Below are 19806 nucleotides of genomic sequence, written 5' to 3'. Positions count from 1 at the left end.
AGCGAAGGATCGGCCGACGGCGGCAGTGACGGGGCCGGCGGCACCGTAGCGGCTCGAAGGGCCGGGTCACCCCAGGGTGGCCCGGCCCTTCGGCGTACGCGGTGCCCGCGGAGTCAGGCGTCGTCGGCCGGCAGTGGCGGGCGGGCGCCGCCCAGTTCCACCGCCGTGCAGCGCCAGCGCAGGTCGTGGCCCCGTTCCAGGCGGAAGGCCATGGCGCGCAGCTGGTCGCCGGCGCCGATGCGGGCGAAGACCTCGACGGCGCCGGGGCGGGCCTCGTAGTAGCCGATGTCGCGGACGACCGGGCGGGTGCCGCGGGCGCGCAGGGGGCCGCGTTCGGCGAGCCAGGCCAGTTCGTCGTAGGCGCGGCCCGCGGTGTGCCGGAGCATCGAGTGAACCGGCCGCTGACCGCTCAGCACGGCGAGGAGCAGGTCGGCGAAGACATCGGTGGGGCGGGGCTGGGCAGGGGGCAGACGGCGCGCCTGGGCGGGGACGGTGGGGGCGGGGGTGCCGGTGTCGGGCCGGTCCTGGGGCACGGGGTCCGGCCGGGAGGGGATCGTCGGGGCCTCGGGGACCGGTGCGGTGCCGGCCGTGGTGCGGGTGATGGCGGCGGTGCCGGCCGGGGCCGTGGGTGGGCGGGAGTCGCTCGGCCCGGTGCCGGTGGCGCGGGGACGAGGCGGGCGGCCGTCTCCCGGTGTCGTGCGTGCCGGGCTGCCGCCCGGGATGCGGGGTGGGGCCCCCGCGGGGCGGCGGGAGTCCTGGCGGGCCGGCGGGCGGGAGCCCGGGCGGCGCTGGGCGGTCCTGGTCATGACCTTGTGCATGGAAGTCCCCGTTTCCTCGGTTCGCGAGACCGGCGGTACCGGTCGGTAACTTGGCGTTGGGGATCTTGTACGGGGCCGTGGCCGGTGGCGGCAAGGAAGGGCGCGTCCGCGTCGGGGCGGCAGAAGAGTTCACCTATCAGAGTGATCGAGGGGCCCGGAAGCCTGTGCTCGCGCGAGGACGGGGGGTGAATCGCGGGACGCGGGTGGACGGCCCGGGCGTCACGGGTGGGAACTCGAAAGGGGACCCCCGCGCGTATCCTGAAGGCCCTCCGCACGGTCCCTCGACCCCGACGAACAGGAAAGCGGCCAGCATGCGCGTCTACGTCCCCCTGACCCTCCCCGGGCTCGCCGAGGCGTACAAGACGGGTGAGTTGGCCGGCGGACCGTTCGTCGCCTACGCCGTCACGCCCGCGTTGCGCGAGTGGTACCTGTCCGACGACATCGAGGAACTGGAGTACGCGGCGCTCAACCGTGCCGCGCTGGCCTCGCTGCGGCTGCTGGCCGCCGATCCCGGCGCCGCGCGCCGCCGGGTCGTGGTCGCCGTCGACGTGCCGGACGGCGCCGCGTCCGCCGACCCCGACCGTGGGCTCGACCCGGCCGCGCTGGGCGAGGTGCGGGTCGCCGCAGCCGTGGCGCTGGCCAAGGCGGCCGCCGTGCACGTCGACCTGGAGGACGCCGAGGCGGACGTGGCCGCCGCGGCCGAGGCGCTGGAGGCGGCGGACGGCGGGGACGACGACGCGCAGTTCGTGGTGGACGGGGCCGAGGACCACGAGCTGCTGTGGTACGCGACGCAGGAGATCCCGCATCTCGTCGGGCTCGCGGACTGAGCGCCTCCGCTCTTCTCGATCCACCGGCCTCTTCATTGTCAGTGGCGGCGGGTAGGTTTTCCGCATGGGGATGCAAGCAGGGGCACACATCGTGTGGGACTGGAACGGGACGCTGTTCCACGACAACGACGCGATCATCGGGGCGACCAACGCGGCGTTCGCCGAGCTGGGCCTGGAGCCGATCACCATGGAGCAGTACCGGGCGCTGTACTGCGTGCCGGTGCCCAAGTTCTACGAGCGGCTGCTGGGGCGGCTGCCCACGGACGCCGAGTGGGAGCTCATGGACGAGGTCTTCCACCGGTACTACGCCGAGCACCGGGTGCGGTGCGGGCTGGCCGAGGGGGCGGTGGAGCTGCTCGCCGGGTGGACGTCTGCGGGGCGCAGCCAGTCGATCCTGAGCATGTACGGGCACGACGAACTGGTTCCGCTGGTGCGCGGGTTCGGGATCGAGGCGCACTTCATACGCGTCGACGGGCGGACCGGGCCGTCCGGCGGCAGCAAGGCCGAGCACATGGTGCGGCACCTGGCGTCGCTGCGCGGTGTCGATCCCGGGCGGACGGTGGTGATCGGGGACGCCGCGGACGACGCGGTGGCCGCGATGCACGTGGGTGCGCGGGCCGTGCTCTACACCGGGGGCTCGCACGGACGGGCCAGCCTCGAGGAGGTCGGCGTGCCGGTGGTGGACACCCTGGCGGAGGCGGTCGTGGAGGCCGAGCGGCTGGCGGCCTGATCGCCGACGGCCACCACGACCGACCTCATGTCACCGGTGCCTTGGCCCTCAGCACCGTGAGGAACTCCCGCATCCACGCCGAATGGTCCGGCCAGGCCCGTGCGGACACCAGGGTGCCGTCCACCACCGCCTCCGCGTCCTGGAACTCGGCGCCGGCGGACTGCATGTCCGGTTCCAGCGCCGGATACGCCGTGACACGCCGGCCGCGCAGGCCGTCGACCGCGGCGGTGAGCAGGGGGCCGTGGCAGATCTGGGCGACGGGCTTGGCGGCGTCGAAGAAGGACTTGAGGATCTTGCGCAGCTCGGGGTCGTTGCGCAGGTACTCCGGGGCCCGGCCGCCGGGGATGACCAGGGCCGCGTACTGACTGGGTTCGACCTCGGCGAAGGCCAGGTCGGCGGGCCAGGTGTAGCCGGGCTTCTCGGTGTAGGTGTCGAAGCCGGGTTCGAAGTCGTGGACGACGAACCGCAGCCGCTTGCGGGCCGGGGCCGCGATGTGGACCTCGTAGCCCTCCTCGCGCAGGCGCTGGTAGGGGTAAAGGACCTCCAGCGACTCGGCCGCGTCGCCGGTGACGATGAGGATTCTGGCTGTCATGTCGGCAACGTGCCTCCACCGGACGCGCTTGCCAAGGGGGCCCGCACCGGGAGAGGAGGGACAGTGCGGGATGAAGGGGAAAGGTGGTCTCTAGTGTCTTGTGAGGCGTTTCGCCCCTGTGCAGAACGTCAAAGTTCGGCACCGGGTTTTGTACACATACGGCTCATGACGGGCCCCCTGTCAGGAGCGATAGCCTTGGTGGCGTGATCAGCGCGATAGCTCGCGGGGGCAACGTCGCCCCTGCCCTGCGCCCGGGGAGCACGGAACACCTCCGTGACCGGGCGGCGGTCGCTGGTCCTCGCGGGCGGGACGGGATCGCAAGGGTCCCCAGGACGCCGTACACACCCAGGGAACGGACGATGCCGAGAGCAGCGTCACATCCCACGGGCGCGTCGAGAATGGCTGACAACCCCCCGCGTATCTCACCTTGCGACATAGCGTCGGTGCAGACCGGAGAACCCGGGCCGTGGCGACGAGCCGCAGGGGAAGAGACCGTACTTCCTTCTACGTCACGCAACGGCGCGCGACAGGAGCCAGAGGACAATGCAGACCAAGCTGGACGAAGCCAAGGCCGAGCTGCTGGAGAGGGCCGCTCGGGTAGCTGAGAACAGCCCGGTCGGGGGGCACCTACCGACCGGGACGGCGGACGGGAGCACGCCCGACCGGGAGACCGTGCTCGCGTTCCTCCAGCGCTACTACCTGCACACCGCTCCGGAAGACCTGGGCGGCCGCGACCCGGTCGACGTCTTCGGAGCCGCGCTCTCGCACTACCGGCTGGCCGAGAACCGCCCCCAGGGCACGGCCAGCGTGCGGGTCCACACGCCCACGGTCGAGGAGAACGGCTGGACGTGCAGCCACTCGGTCGTCGAGGTGGTCACCGACGACATGCCCTTCCTCGTGGACTCCGTCACCAACGAGCTGACGCGGCAGGGGCGTGGCATCCACGTCGTCATCCACCCGCAGATCGTGGTGCGCCGCGATGTGGCCGGCAAGCTCATCGAGGTGCTTCCGGTGAAGCCCGGCGCCGGTCTGCCGCACGACGCGCACATCGAGTCCTGGATCCACGTCGAGATCGACCGCGAGACCGACCGCGGGGACCTCAAGCAGATCACCGCCGACCTGCTGCGCGTCCTGTCCGACGTCCGTGAGGCCGTCGAGGACTGGGACAAGATGCGGGACGCGGCGCTGCGCATGGCCGAGGAACTGCCCGCCGAACCCGTCGCGTCCGACCTGCGGGAGCAGGACATCGAGGAGGCCCGCGAGCTGCTGCGCTGGCTGTCCGCCGACCACTTCACCTTCCTCGGCTACCGTGAGTACCAGCTGCGCGTGGACGACTCGCTGGCCGCCGTCCCCGGCACGGGCCTCGGCATCCTGCGCTCGGACCCGCACCACGCGGGCGAGGAGGGCCACCCGGTCAGCCCGTCCTTCGAGCGGCTGCCCGCCGACGCCCGCGCCAAGGCCCGCGAGCACAAGCTCCTCATCCTGACCAAGGCCAACAGCCGTGCCACCGTGCACCGGCCGTCGTACCTGGACTACATCGGCGTCAAGAAGTTCGACGAGCAGGGCAACGTCGTCGGCGAGCGCCGCTTCCTCGGCCTGTTCTCCTCCGCCGCGTACACCGAGTCGGTGCGCCGGGTGCCCGTCATCCGCCGCAAGGTCGACGAGGTCCTGCAGCGCGCCGGGTTCTCGCCCAACAGCCACGACGGCCGCGACCTGCTGCAGATCCTCGAGACCTACCCGCGCGACGAGCTCTTCCAGACGCCCGCCGACGAACTGCAGTCCATCGTCACCTCCGTGCTGTACCTGCAGGAGCGCCGGCGGCTGCGCCTCTACCTGCGCCAGGACGAGTACGGCCGCTACTACTCGGCCCTCGTCTACCTCCCCCGCGACCGCTACACCACCGGCGTGCGCCTGCGGATCATCGACATCCTCAAGGAGGAACTGGGCGGCATCAGCGTCGACTTCACCGCCTGGAACACCGAGTCGATCCTGTCCCGGCTGCACTTCGTGGTCCGCGTCCCGCAGGGCACCGAGCTGTCCGAGCTGTCGGACCTCGACAAGGAGCGCATCGAGGCGCGTCTGGTGGAGGCCGCGCGCTCCTGGGCCGACGGTTTCGCGGAGGCGCTGAACGCCGAGTGCGGCGAGGAGAAGGCCGCCGAGCTGCTGCGCCGCTACAACAACGCCTTCCCCGAGGGCTACAAGGCCGACCACACCCCGCGGGCCGCGGTCGCCGACCTGGTCCACCTGGAGCAGCTCAGCGAGACCCAGGAGCAGAGCGGCCAGAACTTCTCGCTCAGCCTGTACGAGCCGGTGGGCGCGGCGCCGGAGGAGCGCCGGTTCAAGATCTACCGCCGGGGCGAGGCCGTCTCCCTGTCCGCGGTGCTGCCGGTCCTCAGCCGGCTCGGCGTCGAGGTCACGGACGAGCGGCCGTACGAACTGCGCTGCGCCGACCGCACCACGGCCTGGATCTACGACTTCGGCCTGCGCATGCCCCGGGCGCAGAACGGCAGCGGGGACTACCTCGGTGACGACGCCCGCGAGCGCGTCCAGGACGCCTTCGCGGCCACCTGGACCGGCAAGGCGGAGAACGACGGCTTCAACGCCCTCGTGCTGAGCGCCGGGCTGACCTGGCGGCAGGCGATGGTGCTGCGGGCGTACGCCAAGTACCTGCGGCAGGCGGGCTCCACCTTCTCGCAGGACTACATGGAGGACACCCTCCGCAACAACGTCCACACCACCCGGCTGCTGGTCTCCCTGTTCGAGGCGCGGATGTCGCCGGACCGGCAGCGCGCGGGCCACGAGATCGTCGACGCCCTCCTCGAAGAGGTCGACGCGGCGCTCGACCAGGTCGCGAGCCTCGACGAGGACCGGATCCTCAGGTCCTTCCTGACGGTCATCAAGGCGACCCTGCGGACGAACTTCTTCCAGGAGGCCACGGGCGGCAGGCCGCACGACTACGTCTCCATGAAGTTCGACCCGCAGGCGATCCCGGACCTGCCCGCGCCGCGCCCGGCGTTCGAGATCTGGGTCTACTCGCCGCGCGTCGAGGGCGTGCATCTGCGCTTCGGCAAGGTCGCCCGCGGCGGTCTGCGCTGGTCCGACCGGCGCGAGGACTTCCGCACCGAGATCCTCGGCCTGGTCAAGGCGCAGATGGTGAAGAACACCGTCATCGTGCCGGTCGGCGCCAAGGGCGGCTTCGTCGCCAAGCAGCTGCCCGACCCGGCGGTGGACCGGGACGCGTGGCTGGCCGAGGGCATCGCCAGCTACAAGATGTTCATCTCCGGCCTGCTCGACATCACCGACAACATGGTCGCGGGCGAGGTCGTGCCCCCGCAGGACGTCGTCCGGCACGACGAGGACGACACCTACCTCGTCGTCGCCGCCGACAAGGGCACCGCCACCTTCTCCGACATCGCCAACGGGGTCGCGGAGAAGTACAACTTCTGGCTCGGCGACGCCTTCGCCTCCGGCGGCTCGGCCGGCTACGACCACAAGGGCATGGGCATCACCGCCCGCGGTGCCTGGGAGTCCGTCAAGCGGCACTTCCGTGAGCTCGGCGTGGACACGCAGAGCGAGGACTTCACGGTCGTCGGCATCGGCGACATGTCCGGCGACGTGTTCGGCAACGGCATGCTGCTCAGCGAGCACATCCGCCTGATCGCCGCCTTCGACCACCGGCACATCTTCATCGACCCGAGCCCGGACGCGGCCACCTCCTACGCCGAGCGCCGCCGCATCTTCGAGCTGCCCCGCTCCAGCTGGGCCGACTACGACACCGAGCTGATCTCGGCCGGCGGCGGCGTGTTCCCGCGCACCGCCAAGGCCATCCCGCTCAACTCGCACATCCGCGAGGTCCTCGGCATCGAGGGCAAGATCTCCAAGATGACCCCGGCCGACCTGATGCGCGCCATCCTGCGGGCGCCGGTGGACCTGCTGTGGAACGGCGGCATCGGGACGTACGTGAAGGCGTCCACCGAGTCGAACGCGGACGTCGGCGACAAGGCCAACGACCCCATCCGGGTCGACGGCGCCGACCTGCAGGTCAAGGTCGTCGGCGAGGGCGGCAACCTGGGCCTGACCCAGCTCGGCCGGATCGAGTTCGCCCGGCACGGCGGCAAGATCAACACGGACGCGATCGACAACAGCGCGGGCGTGGACACCTCCGACCACGAGGTGAACATCAAGATCCTGCTCAACGGCCTGGTCACCGAGGGCGACATGACCGTCAAGCAGCGCAACAAGCTGCTCGCCGAGATGACCGACGAGGTCGGCCACCTGGTGCTGCGCAACAACTACGCGCAGAACACGGCGCTCGCCAACGCCCTCGCCCAGTCCAAGGACATGCTCCACGCCCAGCAGCGGTTCATCCGCCACCTGGTGCGCGAGGGCCACCTCGACCGGGCGCTGGAGTTCCTGCCCACCGACCGGCAGATCCGCGAGCGCCTCGGTGCCGCACAGGGCCTGACGGGCCCGGAGACGGCCGTCCTGCTGGCGTACACGAAGATCACGGTCGCCGAGGAGCTGCTGCACACGTCCCTGCCGGACGACGAGTACCTGCGCGGGCTGCTGCACACCTACTTCCCGACGGCGCTGCGCGAGCAGTTCCCGGAGTTCATCGACAGCCACCCGCTGCGCCGCGAGATCGTCACGACCGTCCTGGTCAACGACACGGTGAACACGGGCGGTACGACGTATCTGCACCGTCTGCGCGAGGAGACCGGCGCCTCGCTGGAGGAGATCGTGCGGGCGCAGACCGCGGCGCGGGCGATCTTCTGCTCGGCCCCGGTGTGGGACGCGGTGGAGGAGCTGGACAACCGGGTCGAGGCCGTCGTGCAGACCCGTATCCGCCTGCACTCCCGCCGTCTGGTGGAGCGCGGTACGCGCTGGCTGCTCAACAACCGGCCGCAGCCGCTGCAGATCGCCGAGACGGTCGAGTTCTTCGCCGAGCGCGTCGAGCAGGTCTGGCAGCAGCTGCCGAAGCTGCTGCGCGGCGCGGACCTGGAGTGGTGGCAGAAGATCTACGACGAGCTGACGGACGCCGGCGTCCCGGACGAACTCGCCACGCGCGTGGCCGGGTTCTCCTCCGCCTTCCCGGCGCTGGACATCGTCTCGATCGGCGACCGCATGGGCAGGGACCCGATGGACGTCGCCGAGGTCTACTACGACCTCGCCGACCGGCTGCACATCGCCCAGCTCATGGACCGCATCATCGAGCTGCCCCGTTCCGACCGCTGGCAGTCCATGGCCCGCGCCTCCATCCGTGAGGACCTCTTCGCGGCCCACGCGGCGCTGACGGCGGACGTCCTGGCGGTGGGCAACGGCACCTCGACCCCCGAGCAGCGCTTCAAGGCCTGGGAGGAGAAGAACGCGGCGATTTTGGGCCGGGCCCGTACGACGCTCGAGGAGATCCAGGGTTCGGAGACGTTCGACCTCGCCAACCTGTCGGTGGCGATGCGGACGATGCGCACCCTGCTGCGCACGCACTCGTAGCCGGCGGTACGCCACGACGAAGGGGGCGCCCCGGGCCACATCGGCCCGGGGCGCCCCCTTCGTGGCGCGGCGGCTCAGGCGGCCTTGGTCGGCTTGGGCTTGTCGGCGCCGCCGGTGAACTCCTCGTACGCGGCCATGACCTCCTCGGTCGGGCCGTCCATGCGCAGTTCGCCGCGCTCCAGCCACAGCACGCGTTCGCAGGTGTCGCGGATCGACTTGTTGTTGTGGCTGACCAGGAACACCGTGCCGGCCTGCTGGCGCAGTTCGCGGATGCGCTCCTCGGACCGGCGCTGGAAGGACCGGTCGCCGGTGGCGAGCGCCTCGTCGATGAGCAGGACGTCGTGGTCCTTGGCGGCGGCGATGGAGAAGCGCAGCCGGGCGCCCATGCCGGAGGAGTAGGTCCGCATGGGCAGGGTGATGAAGTCGCCCTTCTCGTTGATGCCGGAGAAGTCGACGATCGACTGGTAGCGGTCCTTGATCTCCTCGCGGGACATGCCCATCGCCAGTCCGCCGAGGAAGACGTTCTTCTCGCCGGTCAGATCGCCCATCAGGGCAGCGTTGACGCCGAGGAGCGAGGGCTGGCCGTTGGTGTAGATGTGGCCGTTCTCCACCGGCAGCAGGCCCGCGATCGCCTTCAGCAGCGTGGACTTGCCGGAGCCGTTGGTGCCGATGAGGCCGATCGCCTCGCCCTTGTAGGCGACGAACGACACCTTCTTGACGGCGTGCACCGTGCGGACGCCGGCCGCCTGCTCGGCCTGCCGGCGGCGCAGCATGCGGTTGAGGGCGGCGGTGGCGGAGCCCCTGCCGGCGCCGGTGCCGTTGACGCGGTAGACGATGTCGACGCCGTCGACGACGATCGTGGGGATCAGCTCGCCGGGCGCGGTGCCGGCGGGGATCCGGTCGTTGATCTCGAAGGTCTGCTCAGCCACGGCCGTACGTCTCCTCAGCCTTCCAGAAGTAGATGAACCCGCCGACCCCGGCGAGCAGGGCCCAGCCCGTCGCCGCCGCCCACACGTGCGGGGGCAGCTGACTTGCGTGGAAGCTGTCGATGAGCGCGTAGCGCATGAGGTCGATGTAGACGGCGGCCGGGTTGGTCTCCAGGGCGATCGTCAGCGCGTGGGGAAGGTGGTCGCCCTTGGTCAGCTTGTCGATGCTCCACATGACGCCGGACACGTACATCCAGGTGCGCAGGATGAACGGCATCAGCTGGGCGATGTCGGGGGTCTTGGCGCCCATCCGCGCCATGATCATCGACATGCCGGTGTTGAACGTGAACTGCAGGACCAGGGCCGGGATCGCCAGCACCCAGGAGACGGCGACGGGTACGCCGAAGCAGAGCAGGATGACGATCAGGGCGGCCATCGAGAACAGCAGCTGCTGCAGCTGCTGGAGGCAGAAGGAGATCGGCAGCGCGGCCCGCGGGAAGTGCAGGGCCCGCACCAGGCCGAGGTTGCCGGAGATCGCGCGGGTGCCCGCCATGATCGAGCTCTGCGTGAACGTCCAGATGAACACGCCTGTGACCAGGAAGGGGATGTAGTCGGGCACGTGCCGCTTGGTGCCCAGCAGGACGCCGAAGATGAAGTAGTACACCGCCGCGTTCAGCAGCGGGGTCATGACCTGCCAGACCTGGCCGAGCTTCGCCTGGCTGTACTGCGCGGTGAGCTTGGCGGTGGCGAACGCGGTGATGAAGTGGCGCCGGGCCCACAGCTGCCGGACGTACGCGGGCAGGGAGGGGCGGGCACCGCTGACCGTGAGGCCGTGGCGGGCGGCGAGAGCCGCGAGGTCGTCGTCGGCCGCGGCCGGCGTCGAGGGCGGGGTGTGGAGGACCTGGCTCACATCCGGTGCTTTCGCTCGGGGGAGGGGGTGGCGCTGGAAAGCTCTGTGACGCCGTGTCCCTTTGCCCCGCGTTTCCTTACGCTTCTCTTCACGTTCTCTTACGTCGGGACGGGACCGTATCGTCGCAACGTGAGCGTAGGACGAGTGGGCGTCGGAACGCAACCGTTTCGTCGTGACGTGTTGCCGGCGGTCTGCGTGGGGACGGGACCGTATCGTCGCAACGCCCTATGCTGGACCGCATGACGACGAACGCCGACGAGCCCCAGACGCGTCCGCGCCGCCGGACCCCCGCCGGAGCGGCGGTGCTCCGGGAGGACGTGACGGAGGCCATCCGGGCGGCCGTCTTCGAGGAGCTCGCGGCCGTCGGCTACGCACGCATGTCGATCGAGGGCATCGCGCGCCGCGCGGGCGTCGGCAAGACGGCCGTGTACCGCCGCTGGAAGTCCAAACTGCACCTGGTCCTCGACGTCGTCTCGGCGCTCGCGGTGATGGGCCTGCCCACGCCCGACACCGGCTCCCTGGAGGGCGACCTGCGCCTGCTGTACGAGGTCACCTCCCGCGCCCTGCGCCACCCGGTGGCCTCGCAGATCATCCCCGACCTGCAGGCCGAGGCCGCCCGCAACCCCGAGATCGCCGAGGCCATGCAGAAGACGCTGCGCGAGGGCCAGGAGGGCGTGGCCCTCAAGATCCTGGTGGCGGCCGAGCGGCGCGGCGAGGTCCGCGCCGGCTTCGACGAGGAGCTGGCCCTGGACCTGATCTCGGGCCCGCTGTACTGGCGCTCGGTGGTGATCCGCAGCCCCAAGCTGCCCAAGGGCTACCTGGACGCCCTGGCACGGGCCGCCGCGCAGGCCGTCAAGGCGCTGTGAGGTCCGCGGCGCCTGCCTGAGCCGGACGGCAGGCGCTAGCTGCGCGCCGCCTCCGGGTGGAGACGCACCCAGCCCTCCCAGGCCGAGAGGATCATGTCCTGGACGTCGTGCTTGGCCTTCCAGGCCAGTTCGCCGGCGGCGCGGTCGGCGGAGGCGACGACGCGGGGCGGGTCGCCGGGGCGGCGCGGGCTGATCGCCGGGGGGCGGTCGTAGCCGGTGAGGGCGTTGATGCGGTCGACCATCTCGCGCACCGACACGCCCTCGCCGCGCCCGATGTTGAGCGTCAGATCGCGGCCGGGGGCGGCGCGCAGCGCGCGGGCGGCGGCCACGTGGGCCTCGGCCAGGTCGACGACGTGGATGTAGTCGCGCACACAGGTGCCGTCGGGGGTCGGGTAGTCGTCGCCGAAGATGCGCGGGGGAGCGTGCTCGGTGAGCTTCTCGAAGACCATGGGGACGAGGTTGAAGACGCCGACGTCGGCCAGTTCCGGGGCCGCCGCGCCCGCCACGTTGAAGTAGCGGAGCGAGGCCGTGGCGAGGCCGGTCGCGCGTCCCGTGGCGCGGACCAGCCACTCGCCGGCCAGCTTCGTCTCCCCGTAGGGCGACATGGGGACGCAGGGCGTCTCCTCGGTGACGAGGTCCACGTCCGGCATGCCGTAGACCGCGGCGGACGAGGAGAACACGAAGGACGGGACGCCCGCCGTCGTCACCGCCTCCAGCAGGACGCGCAGGCCCTCCACGTTCTGCCGGTAGTAGTGCAGCGGCAGGTCCAGCGACTCGCCGACCTGCTTCTTCGCCGCCAGATGCACGACACCGGTGACCTCGTGCTCGGCGAGGACCTGCGCCAGCCGTTCGCCGTCCAGCGTGGAGGCCACCACCAGCGGCACCTCCTCCGGCACGCGCGCGGCGATGCCGGTGGACAGGTCGTCGTACACGACGGCCCGCTCGCCCGCCCGGGTCATCGCCCGGACGACGTGCGCCCCGATGTACCCGGCGCCGCCGGTGATCAGCCAGGTCATGTGCGGTCGTCCTCTCGCTCCCGGTGCGCGGTCGGTGTCCCGCGTATCAGTCAACCAGGCGGGACCGTCACACGGGGACGGGCGAGCCGACGCCCTGGGTGTCGGGCGACACCACGGGTGCGTTGACGGGCGCCGGGGGCGTCGTCGAGCGCCACACGCGCGTGAAGGACAGCACGGCGGCCGCCGCGAGCAGGCCGTTGCGCAGGAGCATCAGACCGCAGCCCGTCCAGGTGCAGGCCATCACCTGGTGGTAGAGGGCCGGATAGGCGACCGCGCTGACCGCGGTCGCCGCCACGACCAGCGCGGCCACCGGGCGCTGCACGGTGTGCCGCGAGGTCAGGCACACGGCGGCCAGGCCGAGCAGCCAGATCATGTACTGGGGGCTGATGACGCGGCTGGTGACGGTGAAGAGCAGAACGGCACTGAAGGCGGCGTCGTACGGCGTCGCGGGCGTCCAGCGCCGGGCCCGCAGCCGCCACAGGAGCAGCAGCCCGAAGGCGACGGCCGTGAGCGCGAGGCAGGCGTAGGCGACGGCCCGGACGTACGGGCCGGTGAACTCCATGGCGCCGTACTGGTAGCGCACCCTGCCCGGCCACCCGGCGTGCGTGGCGAGGGAGAGCGCGGTGCCGCCCATGGACTCGATCTGCACGCCCCGGCCGCCCTGTTCACGCAGGAAGGAGAACGGGTGGGCGAACAGCGCGGCGAAGACGCCCAGCGCGACGGCTCCCGCCCCGGTCGCCCACGACCACGCCGAGCGCGTCGTCGGCCCCTTGGGCGTGCCCAGCAGCACCAGCGCGGGCCACACCTTCACCACGGCGCCCAGCGCCGCGAACACCCCGGACACGCGCCTGGAACGCCCCATCGTCAACAGGGAGATGACGGCGAGCGCCGTGACCTGGACGTCGTACCGGACGAGCGGGATGTGCAGCAGGAGCGGCAGGCCGCCCACCCACACCCAGGCGCCGAGGAAGCTGCGGTTGCGGCGGCGGCCCGCGTGGGTCAGCGCCAGGGCGGTCGCGGCGTCGGTGGCGAGGGTGAGGGCGACGAACGCCTGAAAGTACGTCAGGCCCGGCAGCAGCGCGGGCGACAGCAGGACCGCGCCGGCGCCGGGCGGGTACTGCCAGAGCGGGTCGTGGGTCGGGAAGGTGCCCGTCGAGAGGACGTCGTACCAGTGGTGGTAGAGCCGCCACACCTCCCGGGCGACGGTGCCCCGGCCGAGCGCGGCCAGTTGACCGTGGGTGAGGAGCCACAGCATCGCGGCCCGGGTGGCGAGCCAGCCGGCGGCGAGGACGAGGCGCGGATGCTTCCTGAGGGGGTTCGGCGCGGCATTCATCACCGCGGATGGTAAGCCGGGCGAATGGTGTATGCGCGCTAATACACCGTCAATCGTCGGTAAGAGCTTGCCAACACCACAAACTCGGCTGCGTGACGAACGTTAGCTGGTGTATGGAGAGCGAGGTTTCGCAGCGGGCGCGCCGCCGCCGGTGGACGCGGGCGGAGGCCGTGGCCGTGGGCGTGCCGGCCGCCCTGATGCTCGTGCTCGGGCTGTGGGGCCTCGACCGGGGCGGGATGTGGGGCGACGAGAGCGTCAGCTACCTCGTGGCGCGGCGCACCGTGCCGCAGATCTGGCAGCTGCTGCACACCGTCGACGCCGTGCACGGCCTCTACTACCTGTTCATGCACCTCGTCCTCGCCGTCCACCCCGGTGAGGTCGTCCTGCGTCTGCCGTCGGTGTGCGGGGCCGCCGCGGCCGCCGGCCTGGTGGCGGCGCTCGGCACCCGGCTGGTCCGGCCGCGCGTCGGCCTGTGGGCCGGCCTGCTCTACGCCATCACCCCGATGACCGGCCACTACGCCCAGGAGGGCCGCTCGTACGCGCTCGTCTCGGCCGGCGTGGCGGGTGCGACCCTGCTGCTGGTGCGGGCCCTGCGGGAGGAACGCGGGCGCCGTTGGTGGCCGTACGCGAGCCTGCTCGCGGTGACCTGCCTGCTGCACGAACTGGCGGTCCTGGTGCTCCTCGCGCACGCGGCGACGCTGGCGCTGGCGCGGGCGGAGCGCCGGGTGTGGGCCGGGTGGGCGCGCGCGGCGGGCGCGGTGGCCGTCGTGCTGCTGCCGCTGGCCTGGGTGTCCGAGGGCCAGTCGGGTCAGGTGTCGTGGCTGCGGACGCCCGGCTGGCCGCAGGTGGAGGTGCTGGGCCGGTCCTTCGCCGCCGCCCCGGAGGGGCCCGTGTTCTGGGGGTGCGTGCTGCTCGCGGCCGTGGGACTCACGGCCCGGCGGCTCGCGGTGGTCGCGCTGCCGCTGCTGGTGCTGCCGCCCGCGGTCCTGCTGCTCGTGTCGCAGATCCAGCCGCTCTACGACGACCGGTACGTGCTGTACGCGCTCGCGGGGGCGCCCCTGCTGGTGGCGGCCGGCGCCGACCGGCTGGTGACGGCCGCCGGGCGCCTGCTGCCGCGCGTGCCGAGCCGGCCGCCGCGCCCTCTCGTGCCCCTCGCCGGTGCGGTGGCCGTCGCGCTGGTCTTCGTCGCGTGGCTTCCCCTGCAGCGGGAGAACCGTTCCGCGGACCACCGCCCCGAGAACTTCGCGGCCGTCTCGGCGGCCGTCGCCCGCCAGGCCCGTCCCGGGGACGCGGTGCTCTTCCTGCCGTCGTTCTGGCGGGTCGGCGCGCAGGCGTATCCGAAGGGCTTCGGGCGGGCCCGCGACGTCGCGCTCGCGGAGTCCGGCGCCCGGTCCGGGACGCTCAGCGGCCTGGAGGCGCCGCCCGGGGAGCTGCGGCGCAGGCTCGCCGCGGTGGACCGGGTGTGGGTCGTGGCCCCCGGATACGCCCTGACGCCGCGCTGGGTGCCGAGCGACCCGGTCGACCGGCTGAAACTCGACGCCGTGGAGGAGCACTTCACCCACGTCGAGGGGTTCGCCAGCGGCCGGATCACCCTCGGGCTGTACGTGCGCCGCCCGCGGCTATGAGTCCTCCCGCGCCGCCTGGACGGCGGCCTCGTCCAGGGCGGTGGTGAGGTCGTCGAGGCGGGCGCGCAGGGCGCGGATCTCGTCCACGTCGAAGCTGGTGGCCGTGACGATGCGGCGCGGCACCTCCAGCGCCCGCTCGCGCAGTGCGGAACCCTCCTCGGTGAGCCGTACCTCCACCGAGCGCTCGTCGCGGGCGCTGCGCTCACGGCGTACCAGACCCGCCGCCTCCAGCCGCTTGAGCAGGGGGGAGAGGGTGCCGGAGTCCAGACGCAGGTGCTCGCCCAGCTTCTTGACCGGCAGGTCGCCGTGCTCCCAGAGGACCAGCATCACCAGGTACTGCGGGTAGGTGAGCCCGAGGTCCTTGAGGACCACGCGATACAGGCTGCCGAAGGCGCGCGAGGCTGCGTGCAGGGAGAAGCAGATCTGCTGGTCGAGGCGGAGCCAGTCGGCCGCGGGTGTCGGAGTCGGCGAGGTGCTCATGCCTCCAGGATAGCCCTTGCCCACCATTTAGTTGTGCACAATTGAATTGTGTGCTCTACTTGTGGTCGTGAGGCGGCCGACGCGAGAGCCGCCGGAACGTGATTTCGAGAGGGATGGTCATCCATGGACGCGCTCTACACCGCTGTCGCCACCGCCACCCACGGCCGCGACGGTCGCGCCTTCACCAACGACGGCAAGATCGACGTCAAGCTGGCGCCTCCGGTGGAGCTGGGCGGCAACGGCGAGGGCACCAACCCCGAGCAGCTGTTCGCCGCCGGTTACGCCGCCTGTTTCGGCAGCGCCCTCGGTCTCGTCGGCCGCCAGGCCAAGGTCGACGTCAGCGACGCCGCCGTCACCGCCGAGGTCGGCATAGGCAAGCAGGGCGAGGGCTTCGGCCTCAAGGTCACCCTGCGCGTCGAGCTGCCCGACAGCGTGGACGAGGCCACCGGCCGCAAGCTGGTGGAGACCGCCCACCAGGTCTGCCCGTACTCCAACGCCACCCGCGGCAACGTCGAGGTCGACCTCGTCATCGAGTAGCCCCCGCACACGTCGACCGACCCGCACCGGCACCGCCGGTGCGGGTCGGCGCGTTCCGCGGTCCGCGACACTCGGCCGGACCTGGCGGGATCACGCCGTCACCCGTGATAGGCCATGTCCCTATGTGGCGGCTTTCCTTCTGGTTCACTCTCATTGCCCTGGTTTTCGCCGTCGCGCAGTCGGCGGAGATCCAGGGGCGCGCCCGCATGGACACCCGCCAGTACGTGGCACACGCCTACATGCTGCAGGGGGTCGGACGCGAAGAGGCCTCCCGGCGCGCGCTGGAGTACTTCTGCGACAGCGCGCGCGTGGCCGCCGCCCGGCACGCGAGCGCGGACCTCGCCACCTACCGCGACCACGACGGCGGCGGTTCCGCCTACCGCGACTGCCGCGCACGCGGGGAACGCCTCATCGCCCAGGCCGCCGGGCGCACCGACATCACCGGCTACCGCGCCCTGTTCAGCGACCCGCGCGTCTCCGAGATCTTCGCGACCCGACCCGGATACCCGGCCTTCACCATCCCCTTCACCCGCGCCCTGGGCCTGGTCCGCGGCCTGTGGGCGGCCGCGGTCGTGGTGACCGTCCTGGGCAGCGGCTTCGTCGTGCTGATCCTGCGCCGTCTGGGCGTCTCGGCCCCGCTCGCCCTGCTCGGGCAGGCCCTCTACTACGCGCTGCCGACCGGCACGGAATCCATGCAGCCCATGTGCGAGGGACTGCTGCTGTGCCTGCTCCTCGCCGGAGTCCTCGGCTGCGTCCTGGTCCTCGAAGGCCGCGTCCGGTCGGGTACGGCGCTCTCCGTCGCCGCGTTCGCCGCGGCCGCCTGCGTGAAGTACGCGCAGACCCTGCTCGCCGTCGGCGCGATCGCCGGCGTCCTCGCGCTGTACCTGTGCGTGCGGTGGGGCAGACGGCGGGAGTTCCCCCGGCCCGAACGGACGCTGCTCGCGGTCACCGGCCTGTTCGCCGTGGCGCTCCAGCTCGTGATCGCCGCTCTCGCGCTGCCCGGCACCCGGGCCAGCGTCCAGGAACTCCTGGCCGTCCACTACAGCAGGCCCGTGCCCCCGCACCTGCTGCACCCGTTCCTCCGCCTGAGCCTCGCCTTCTGGCGGGAGTGGCTGCGCGGCGCGCTGGTGCAGCCCCTGAACCTGCTCCTGCTCGCGGCCGGCGCCTGGGGAGCCCTGCGGTACCACCGCCCGTTCGGGCTCCTCGTCGTCGGCGTCGCCGTCGCGGGCTTCGTCAACCAGGCCGGGCACCCCGAGACGGCCATGGGGCCTCGGCTGCTGGTCATGGCGAGCCTGCTGCCCGTGTGCGGCATCCCCCTGCTGATCGAGAGCCACGCCGCGCGTCGCGCCCGGAGGGGACGGGACGGCGCGGTCCTGCCCCCTCGCACGGAACACCGGCTCGCGGCGCCCGAGGGTCAGCTGTACTGAGGCAGCCGGGCCGAGCCGTCGGCCGCCCGCGGAATGCTCACCGCCGCCTCCCCGCCGGCGTCCGCCGACTCGCCGAGCAGCACCTGCCGTACCACCCGCTCGGCGGCCCGCCCGTCGTCGAACTCGCAGAACCGCTCGCGGAACGCGGCCCGCAGCGCCGCCGACTCCTCGTCCCGCCAGGTGCCCGATGCGAACAGCCAGGCCAACTCCCGGTACGAGCGCGACACATGGCCCGGTGCCTCGGCGGTGATGTCGAAGTAGGCGCCCCGGCTCGCCGTGTACGCGCCCCAGTCGTCGGCGTGCACGACGATCGGCCGGTCGAGGTTGGCGTAGTCGAACATCAGGGCCGAGTAGTCGGTGACCAGCACGTCGGAGGCCAGCATCAGCTCCTCGACGTGCGGTTCGTCCGTCGCGTCGACCAGGACGCCCCGCCCGTGCAGATCGGCCAGCCCCATCCCGCGCGCCGTACCGGAGGCGAGAGTGGGGTGCAGGCGGACGACGAGGGTGTGGCCGGTGCCCAGGTCCGCGGCGAACCGGGCCAGGTCGATCCGGTCGACGTGGCCGCCCCGGCGGTACTCCCGGCGGGTCGGCGCGTACAGCACGACCGTGTCGCCGGCCGGGATGCCGAGCCGGGCGCGGACGGCCGCGGCGCGGTCCGCCGGGGCGTCGACGAGGACGTCGTTGCGCGGGCTGCCCGTGCGCAGCGAGGTGAAGTGGCACGGGTAGGCCCGCTCCCACACCAGCTCCGAGTGCCGGTTGGCGACCAGGCTCAGATCCCAGCGGTCGGCGCGGTGCAGCATCTTCGGCACGCTGAAGCCGTGCCGGGCGCCCGGCTTGCCGAGCAGGTCGGCGCCCATGTACTTGAGCGGGGTGCCCTGATGGGTCTGGACGTGCACCTGGCCGGGGCGCTTGGCCAGACTGCCGGGCCAGTTGACGTTGTTCACCCAGTACGTGGCCCGCGCCATGACCGCGTGGTAGCGGCGTGAGCCGGGCGTGACGAAGTCGATGCCGGGCGGCACCTCGGCCACCGACTCCTCCCGCACCACCCACACCCCGCGCAGCTGCGGCGCGATCTCGCGGGCCTTGGCGTGGACCGCGGCCGGGTCGCCCGAGACACCCGCGTGGTGCGTGGAGGAGTAGACGACGAGGTGCGGATCCAGCGGCAGCCGCGACTGGGCCCCGTACCAGGCGCCCTGCGCCGACGCCGACACCTTCGCCGCCACCCGCCGCTTGGCCGCCCCGGCGAGCCTGCGCGCCCCGCGGGCGCCGCGCAGAGCCGCGTACGAGGCGTAGGGCGTGCTCGCCAGCAGCCGCATCTCGGTGCCGCGCGGACCCTCGGGCGGGAGGAAGCCCTCGGGGCAGTGGCGGCGGTGGAAGGCGCGGATCTCGCGGTGGAAGGCGCCCCGGTCGGACGGGGTCACCCGGTCCTCGCGGGAGATGACGTACAGCATGTGGTCCATGGCCCGCTCGAACAGCAGCGGACGCGCCCAGGCGAGGTCCTCGCGCTCCTCCAGGAACGCGAACAGCCCCTCGTACTGAGGGAAGATGTCGAAGTGCCTGCGCCCCGGCGTCTTGGTGATCGCGCCCTGCCGGCGCTGCCGGTACTCGACGCCGATCCGGTTCAGGCAGGCGATGCGCTCGGCGAGCACCATCGACCGGTAGGTGACGGGGGCGTCCTCGTAAAGGCCCGGCGCGTACCGCAGGCCGTGCTCCTGGAAGAAGTCCCGGCGGTAGGCCTTGTTCCAGGCGACCAGGAACAGGTGGACGTACTGGGGGCTCTCACGCAGGCTGAAGACGTCCTGGCCGGCCGCGGCCAGCAGCGCGGAGGCGTCGCTCGGTCCGCCACGGCCCCACCAGTGGGTACGGACGTGGTCGAAGACCAGGATGTCCGGGTCCTTGGCCGACCTCAGCCGGTCGGCGACGGCGGCCAGCAGCCCCGGCGTGTAGAAGTCGTCGCTGTCGAGGAAGAGGACGTAGTCGCCGCGCGCCTGCTCCAGCCCCGCGTTGCGGGCGCGGCCGAGGCCGACGTTCTCGGACAGGTGCAGCACGCGCACCCGCTCGTCGCGCTCCGCGTATTCGTCGAGGATCGCGCCGCAGCCGTCGGGCGAGCGGTCGTCGACGGCGACGACCTCGAAGTCCGGGTACGACTGCGTGAGCACGGAGTCCAGGCACTCGCGCAGGTAGCCCTGCACCTTGAAGACGGGGACGATGATGCTGAAGCGGGGCACG

At 72.1% G+C, this 19806-nt stretch carries 15 protein-coding genes; 7 read left to right on the top strand and 8 right to left on the bottom strand.

From position 1 onward, the window contains the following. Window positions 1-113 precede the first annotated feature (113 nt). Complete coding sequence (locus LN251_RS10020; RefSeq protein WP_458244094.1) at window positions 114-818, bottom strand: Rv3235 family protein; 705 nt, start codon at window positions 816-818, stop codon at window positions 114-116. 311 nt (window positions 819-1129) lie between these two features. Here LN251_RS10020 and LN251_RS10015 point away from each other — a divergent pair, with 311 nt between their 5' ends. After that, window positions 1130-1645: a DUF6912 family protein gene (locus LN251_RS10015; RefSeq protein ID WP_458244093.1), complete on the top strand. Its 516-nt coding sequence runs from the start codon at window positions 1130-1132 to the stop codon at window positions 1643-1645. Window positions 1646-1709: 64 nt separating this feature from the next. After that, window positions 1710-2375, top strand: coding sequence for an HAD family hydrolase (locus tag LN251_RS10010; RefSeq protein WP_458244092.1), 666 nt, complete (start codon window positions 1710-1712; stop codon window positions 2373-2375). Window positions 2376-2400: 25 nt separating this feature from the next. Here the strand turns inward: LN251_RS10010 and LN251_RS10005 are convergent, their stop codons facing one another. Further along, on the bottom strand, window positions 2401-2967 hold the full coding sequence (locus LN251_RS10005; RefSeq protein ID WP_458244091.1) for a DJ-1/PfpI family protein: 567 nt from the start codon (window positions 2965-2967) through the stop codon (window positions 2401-2403). Between the two features lie 543 nt (window positions 2968-3510). On the opposite strand from LN251_RS10005, the gene LN251_RS10000 reads away from it, so the two are divergent. Further along, window positions 3511-8457 (top strand): NAD-glutamate dehydrogenase, encoded by a 4947-nt coding sequence (locus LN251_RS10000; RefSeq protein ID WP_458244090.1) that lies wholly within the window; start codon window positions 3511-3513, stop codon window positions 8455-8457. A 74-nt stretch (window positions 8458-8531) separates the two neighbouring features. On the opposite strand, the gene LN251_RS09995 is transcribed toward LN251_RS10000, so the two are convergent. Both LN251_RS09995 and LN251_RS09990 read right to left on the bottom strand, forming a co-directional pair. Then, on the bottom strand, window positions 8532-9386 hold the full coding sequence (locus LN251_RS09995; RefSeq protein ID WP_458244089.1) for an ABC transporter ATP-binding protein: 855 nt from the start codon (window positions 9384-9386) through the stop codon (window positions 8532-8534). Next, window positions 9379-10293, bottom strand: a complete 915-nt coding sequence (locus LN251_RS09990; protein WP_362988873.1) for an ABC transporter permease — start codon at window positions 10291-10293, stop codon at window positions 9379-9381. The genes LN251_RS09995 and LN251_RS09990 overlap by 8 nt, the downstream gene beginning before the upstream one ends. A 239-nt stretch (window positions 10294-10532) precedes the next feature. On the opposite strand from LN251_RS09990, the gene LN251_RS09985 reads away from it, so the two are divergent. Further along, a complete protein-coding gene (locus LN251_RS09985) occupies window positions 10533-11159 on the top strand; it encodes a TetR/AcrR family transcriptional regulator (RefSeq protein WP_458244088.1) in 627 nt (208 codons plus the stop codon). Between the two features lie 35 nt (window positions 11160-11194). Here the strand turns inward: LN251_RS09985 and galE are convergent, their stop codons facing one another. Together galE and LN251_RS09975 are read right to left on the bottom strand one after the other, a co-directional pair. After that, window positions 11195-12175 carry a UDP-glucose 4-epimerase GalE gene (gene galE / locus LN251_RS09980; RefSeq protein ID WP_458244087.1) on the bottom strand — a complete coding sequence of 327 codons (981 nt, stop codon included), beginning with the start codon at window positions 12173-12175 and terminating at the stop codon, window positions 11195-11197. Window positions 12176-12242: 67 nt separating this feature from the next. Further along, window positions 12243-13508 carry a glycosyltransferase 87 family protein gene (locus tag LN251_RS09975; protein ID WP_458244086.1) on the bottom strand — a complete coding sequence of 422 codons (1266 nt, stop codon included), beginning with the start codon at window positions 13506-13508 and terminating at the stop codon, window positions 12243-12245. 113 nt (window positions 13509-13621) lie between these two features. Between LN251_RS09975 and LN251_RS09970 the strand changes: the two genes are divergently transcribed. Then, complete coding sequence (locus tag LN251_RS09970; protein ID WP_458244085.1) at window positions 13622-15133, top strand: glycosyltransferase family 39 protein; 1512 nt, start codon at window positions 13622-13624, stop codon at window positions 15131-15133. On the opposite strand, the gene LN251_RS09965 is transcribed toward LN251_RS09970, so the two are convergent. Beyond that, window positions 15128-15613, bottom strand: coding sequence for a MarR family winged helix-turn-helix transcriptional regulator (locus LN251_RS09965; protein WP_458244084.1), 486 nt, complete (start codon window positions 15611-15613; stop codon window positions 15128-15130). The genes LN251_RS09970 and LN251_RS09965 overlap by 6 nt on opposite strands. Before the next feature lie 123 nt (window positions 15614-15736). Here LN251_RS09965 and LN251_RS09960 point away from each other — a divergent pair, with 123 nt between their 5' ends. Together LN251_RS09960 and LN251_RS09955 are read left to right on the top strand one after the other, a co-directional pair. Then, a complete protein-coding gene (locus LN251_RS09960) occupies window positions 15737-16150 on the top strand; it encodes an organic hydroperoxide resistance protein (RefSeq protein WP_403951326.1) in 414 nt (137 codons plus the stop codon). A gap of 206 nt (window positions 16151-16356) precedes the next feature. Continuing rightward, the gene (locus LN251_RS09955) at window positions 16357-17577 is read left to right on the top strand and encodes a hypothetical protein (protein WP_458244083.1); all 1221 of its coding nucleotides are present in this window, start codon (window positions 16357-16359) and stop codon (window positions 17575-17577) included. Here LN251_RS09955 and LN251_RS09950 read toward each other — a convergent pair. Beyond that, window positions 17565-19805 (bottom strand): bifunctional glycosyltransferase/CDP-glycerol:glycerophosphate glycerophosphotransferase, encoded by a 2241-nt coding sequence (locus LN251_RS09950; protein ID WP_458244082.1) that lies wholly within the window; start codon window positions 19803-19805, stop codon window positions 17565-17567. The genes LN251_RS09955 and LN251_RS09950 overlap by 13 nt on opposite strands. Window position 19806 lies beyond the last annotated feature (1 nt).

It is taken from the genome of Streptomyces sp. MAI_2237 (assembly GCF_054189285.1).
This window is presented reverse-complemented; position numbering and strand designations above follow the sequence as displayed.

What these genes read in the sequence shown, in the direction of transcription:
- LN251_RS10015 (WP_458244093.1), top strand. Translation starts at nt 1,130, where the DNA reads ATGCGCGTCTACGTCCCCCTGACCCTCCCCGGGCTCGCCGAGGCGTAC.
- LN251_RS10010 (WP_458244092.1), top strand. Translation starts at nt 1,710, where the DNA reads ATGGGGATGCAAGCAGGGGCACACATCGTGTGGGACTGGAACGGGACG.
- LN251_RS09965 (WP_458244084.1), bottom strand. Translation starts at nt 15,613, where the DNA reads ATGAGCACCTCGCCGACTCCGACACCCGCGGCCGACTGGCTCCGCCTC.
- galE (WP_458244087.1), bottom strand. Translation starts at nt 12,175, where the DNA reads ATGACCTGGCTGATCACCGGCGGCGCCGGGTACATCGGGGCGCACGTC.
- LN251_RS09985 (WP_458244088.1), top strand. Translation starts at nt 10,533, where the DNA reads ATGACGACGAACGCCGACGAGCCCCAGACGCGTCCGCGCCGCCGGACC.
- LN251_RS10005 (WP_458244091.1), bottom strand. Translation starts at nt 2,967, where the DNA reads ATGACAGCCAGAATCCTCATCGTCACCGGCGACGCGGCCGAGTCGCTG.
- LN251_RS10000 (WP_458244090.1), top strand. Translation starts at nt 3,511, where the DNA reads ATGCAGACCAAGCTGGACGAAGCCAAGGCCGAGCTGCTGGAGAGGGCC.
- LN251_RS09975 (WP_458244086.1), bottom strand. Translation starts at nt 13,508, where the DNA reads ATGAATGCCGCGCCGAACCCCCTCAGGAAGCATCCGCGCCTCGTCCTC.
- LN251_RS10020 (WP_458244094.1), bottom strand. Translation starts at nt 818, where the DNA reads ATGCACAAGGTCATGACCAGGACCGCCCAGCGCCGCCCGGGCTCCCGC.
- LN251_RS09970 (WP_458244085.1), top strand. Translation starts at nt 13,622, where the DNA reads ATGGAGAGCGAGGTTTCGCAGCGGGCGCGCCGCCGCCGGTGGACGCGG.
- LN251_RS09960 (WP_403951326.1), top strand. Translation starts at nt 15,737, where the DNA reads ATGGACGCGCTCTACACCGCTGTCGCCACCGCCACCCACGGCCGCGAC.
- LN251_RS09955 (WP_458244083.1), top strand. Translation starts at nt 16,357, where the DNA reads ATGGACACCCGCCAGTACGTGGCACACGCCTACATGCTGCAGGGGGTC.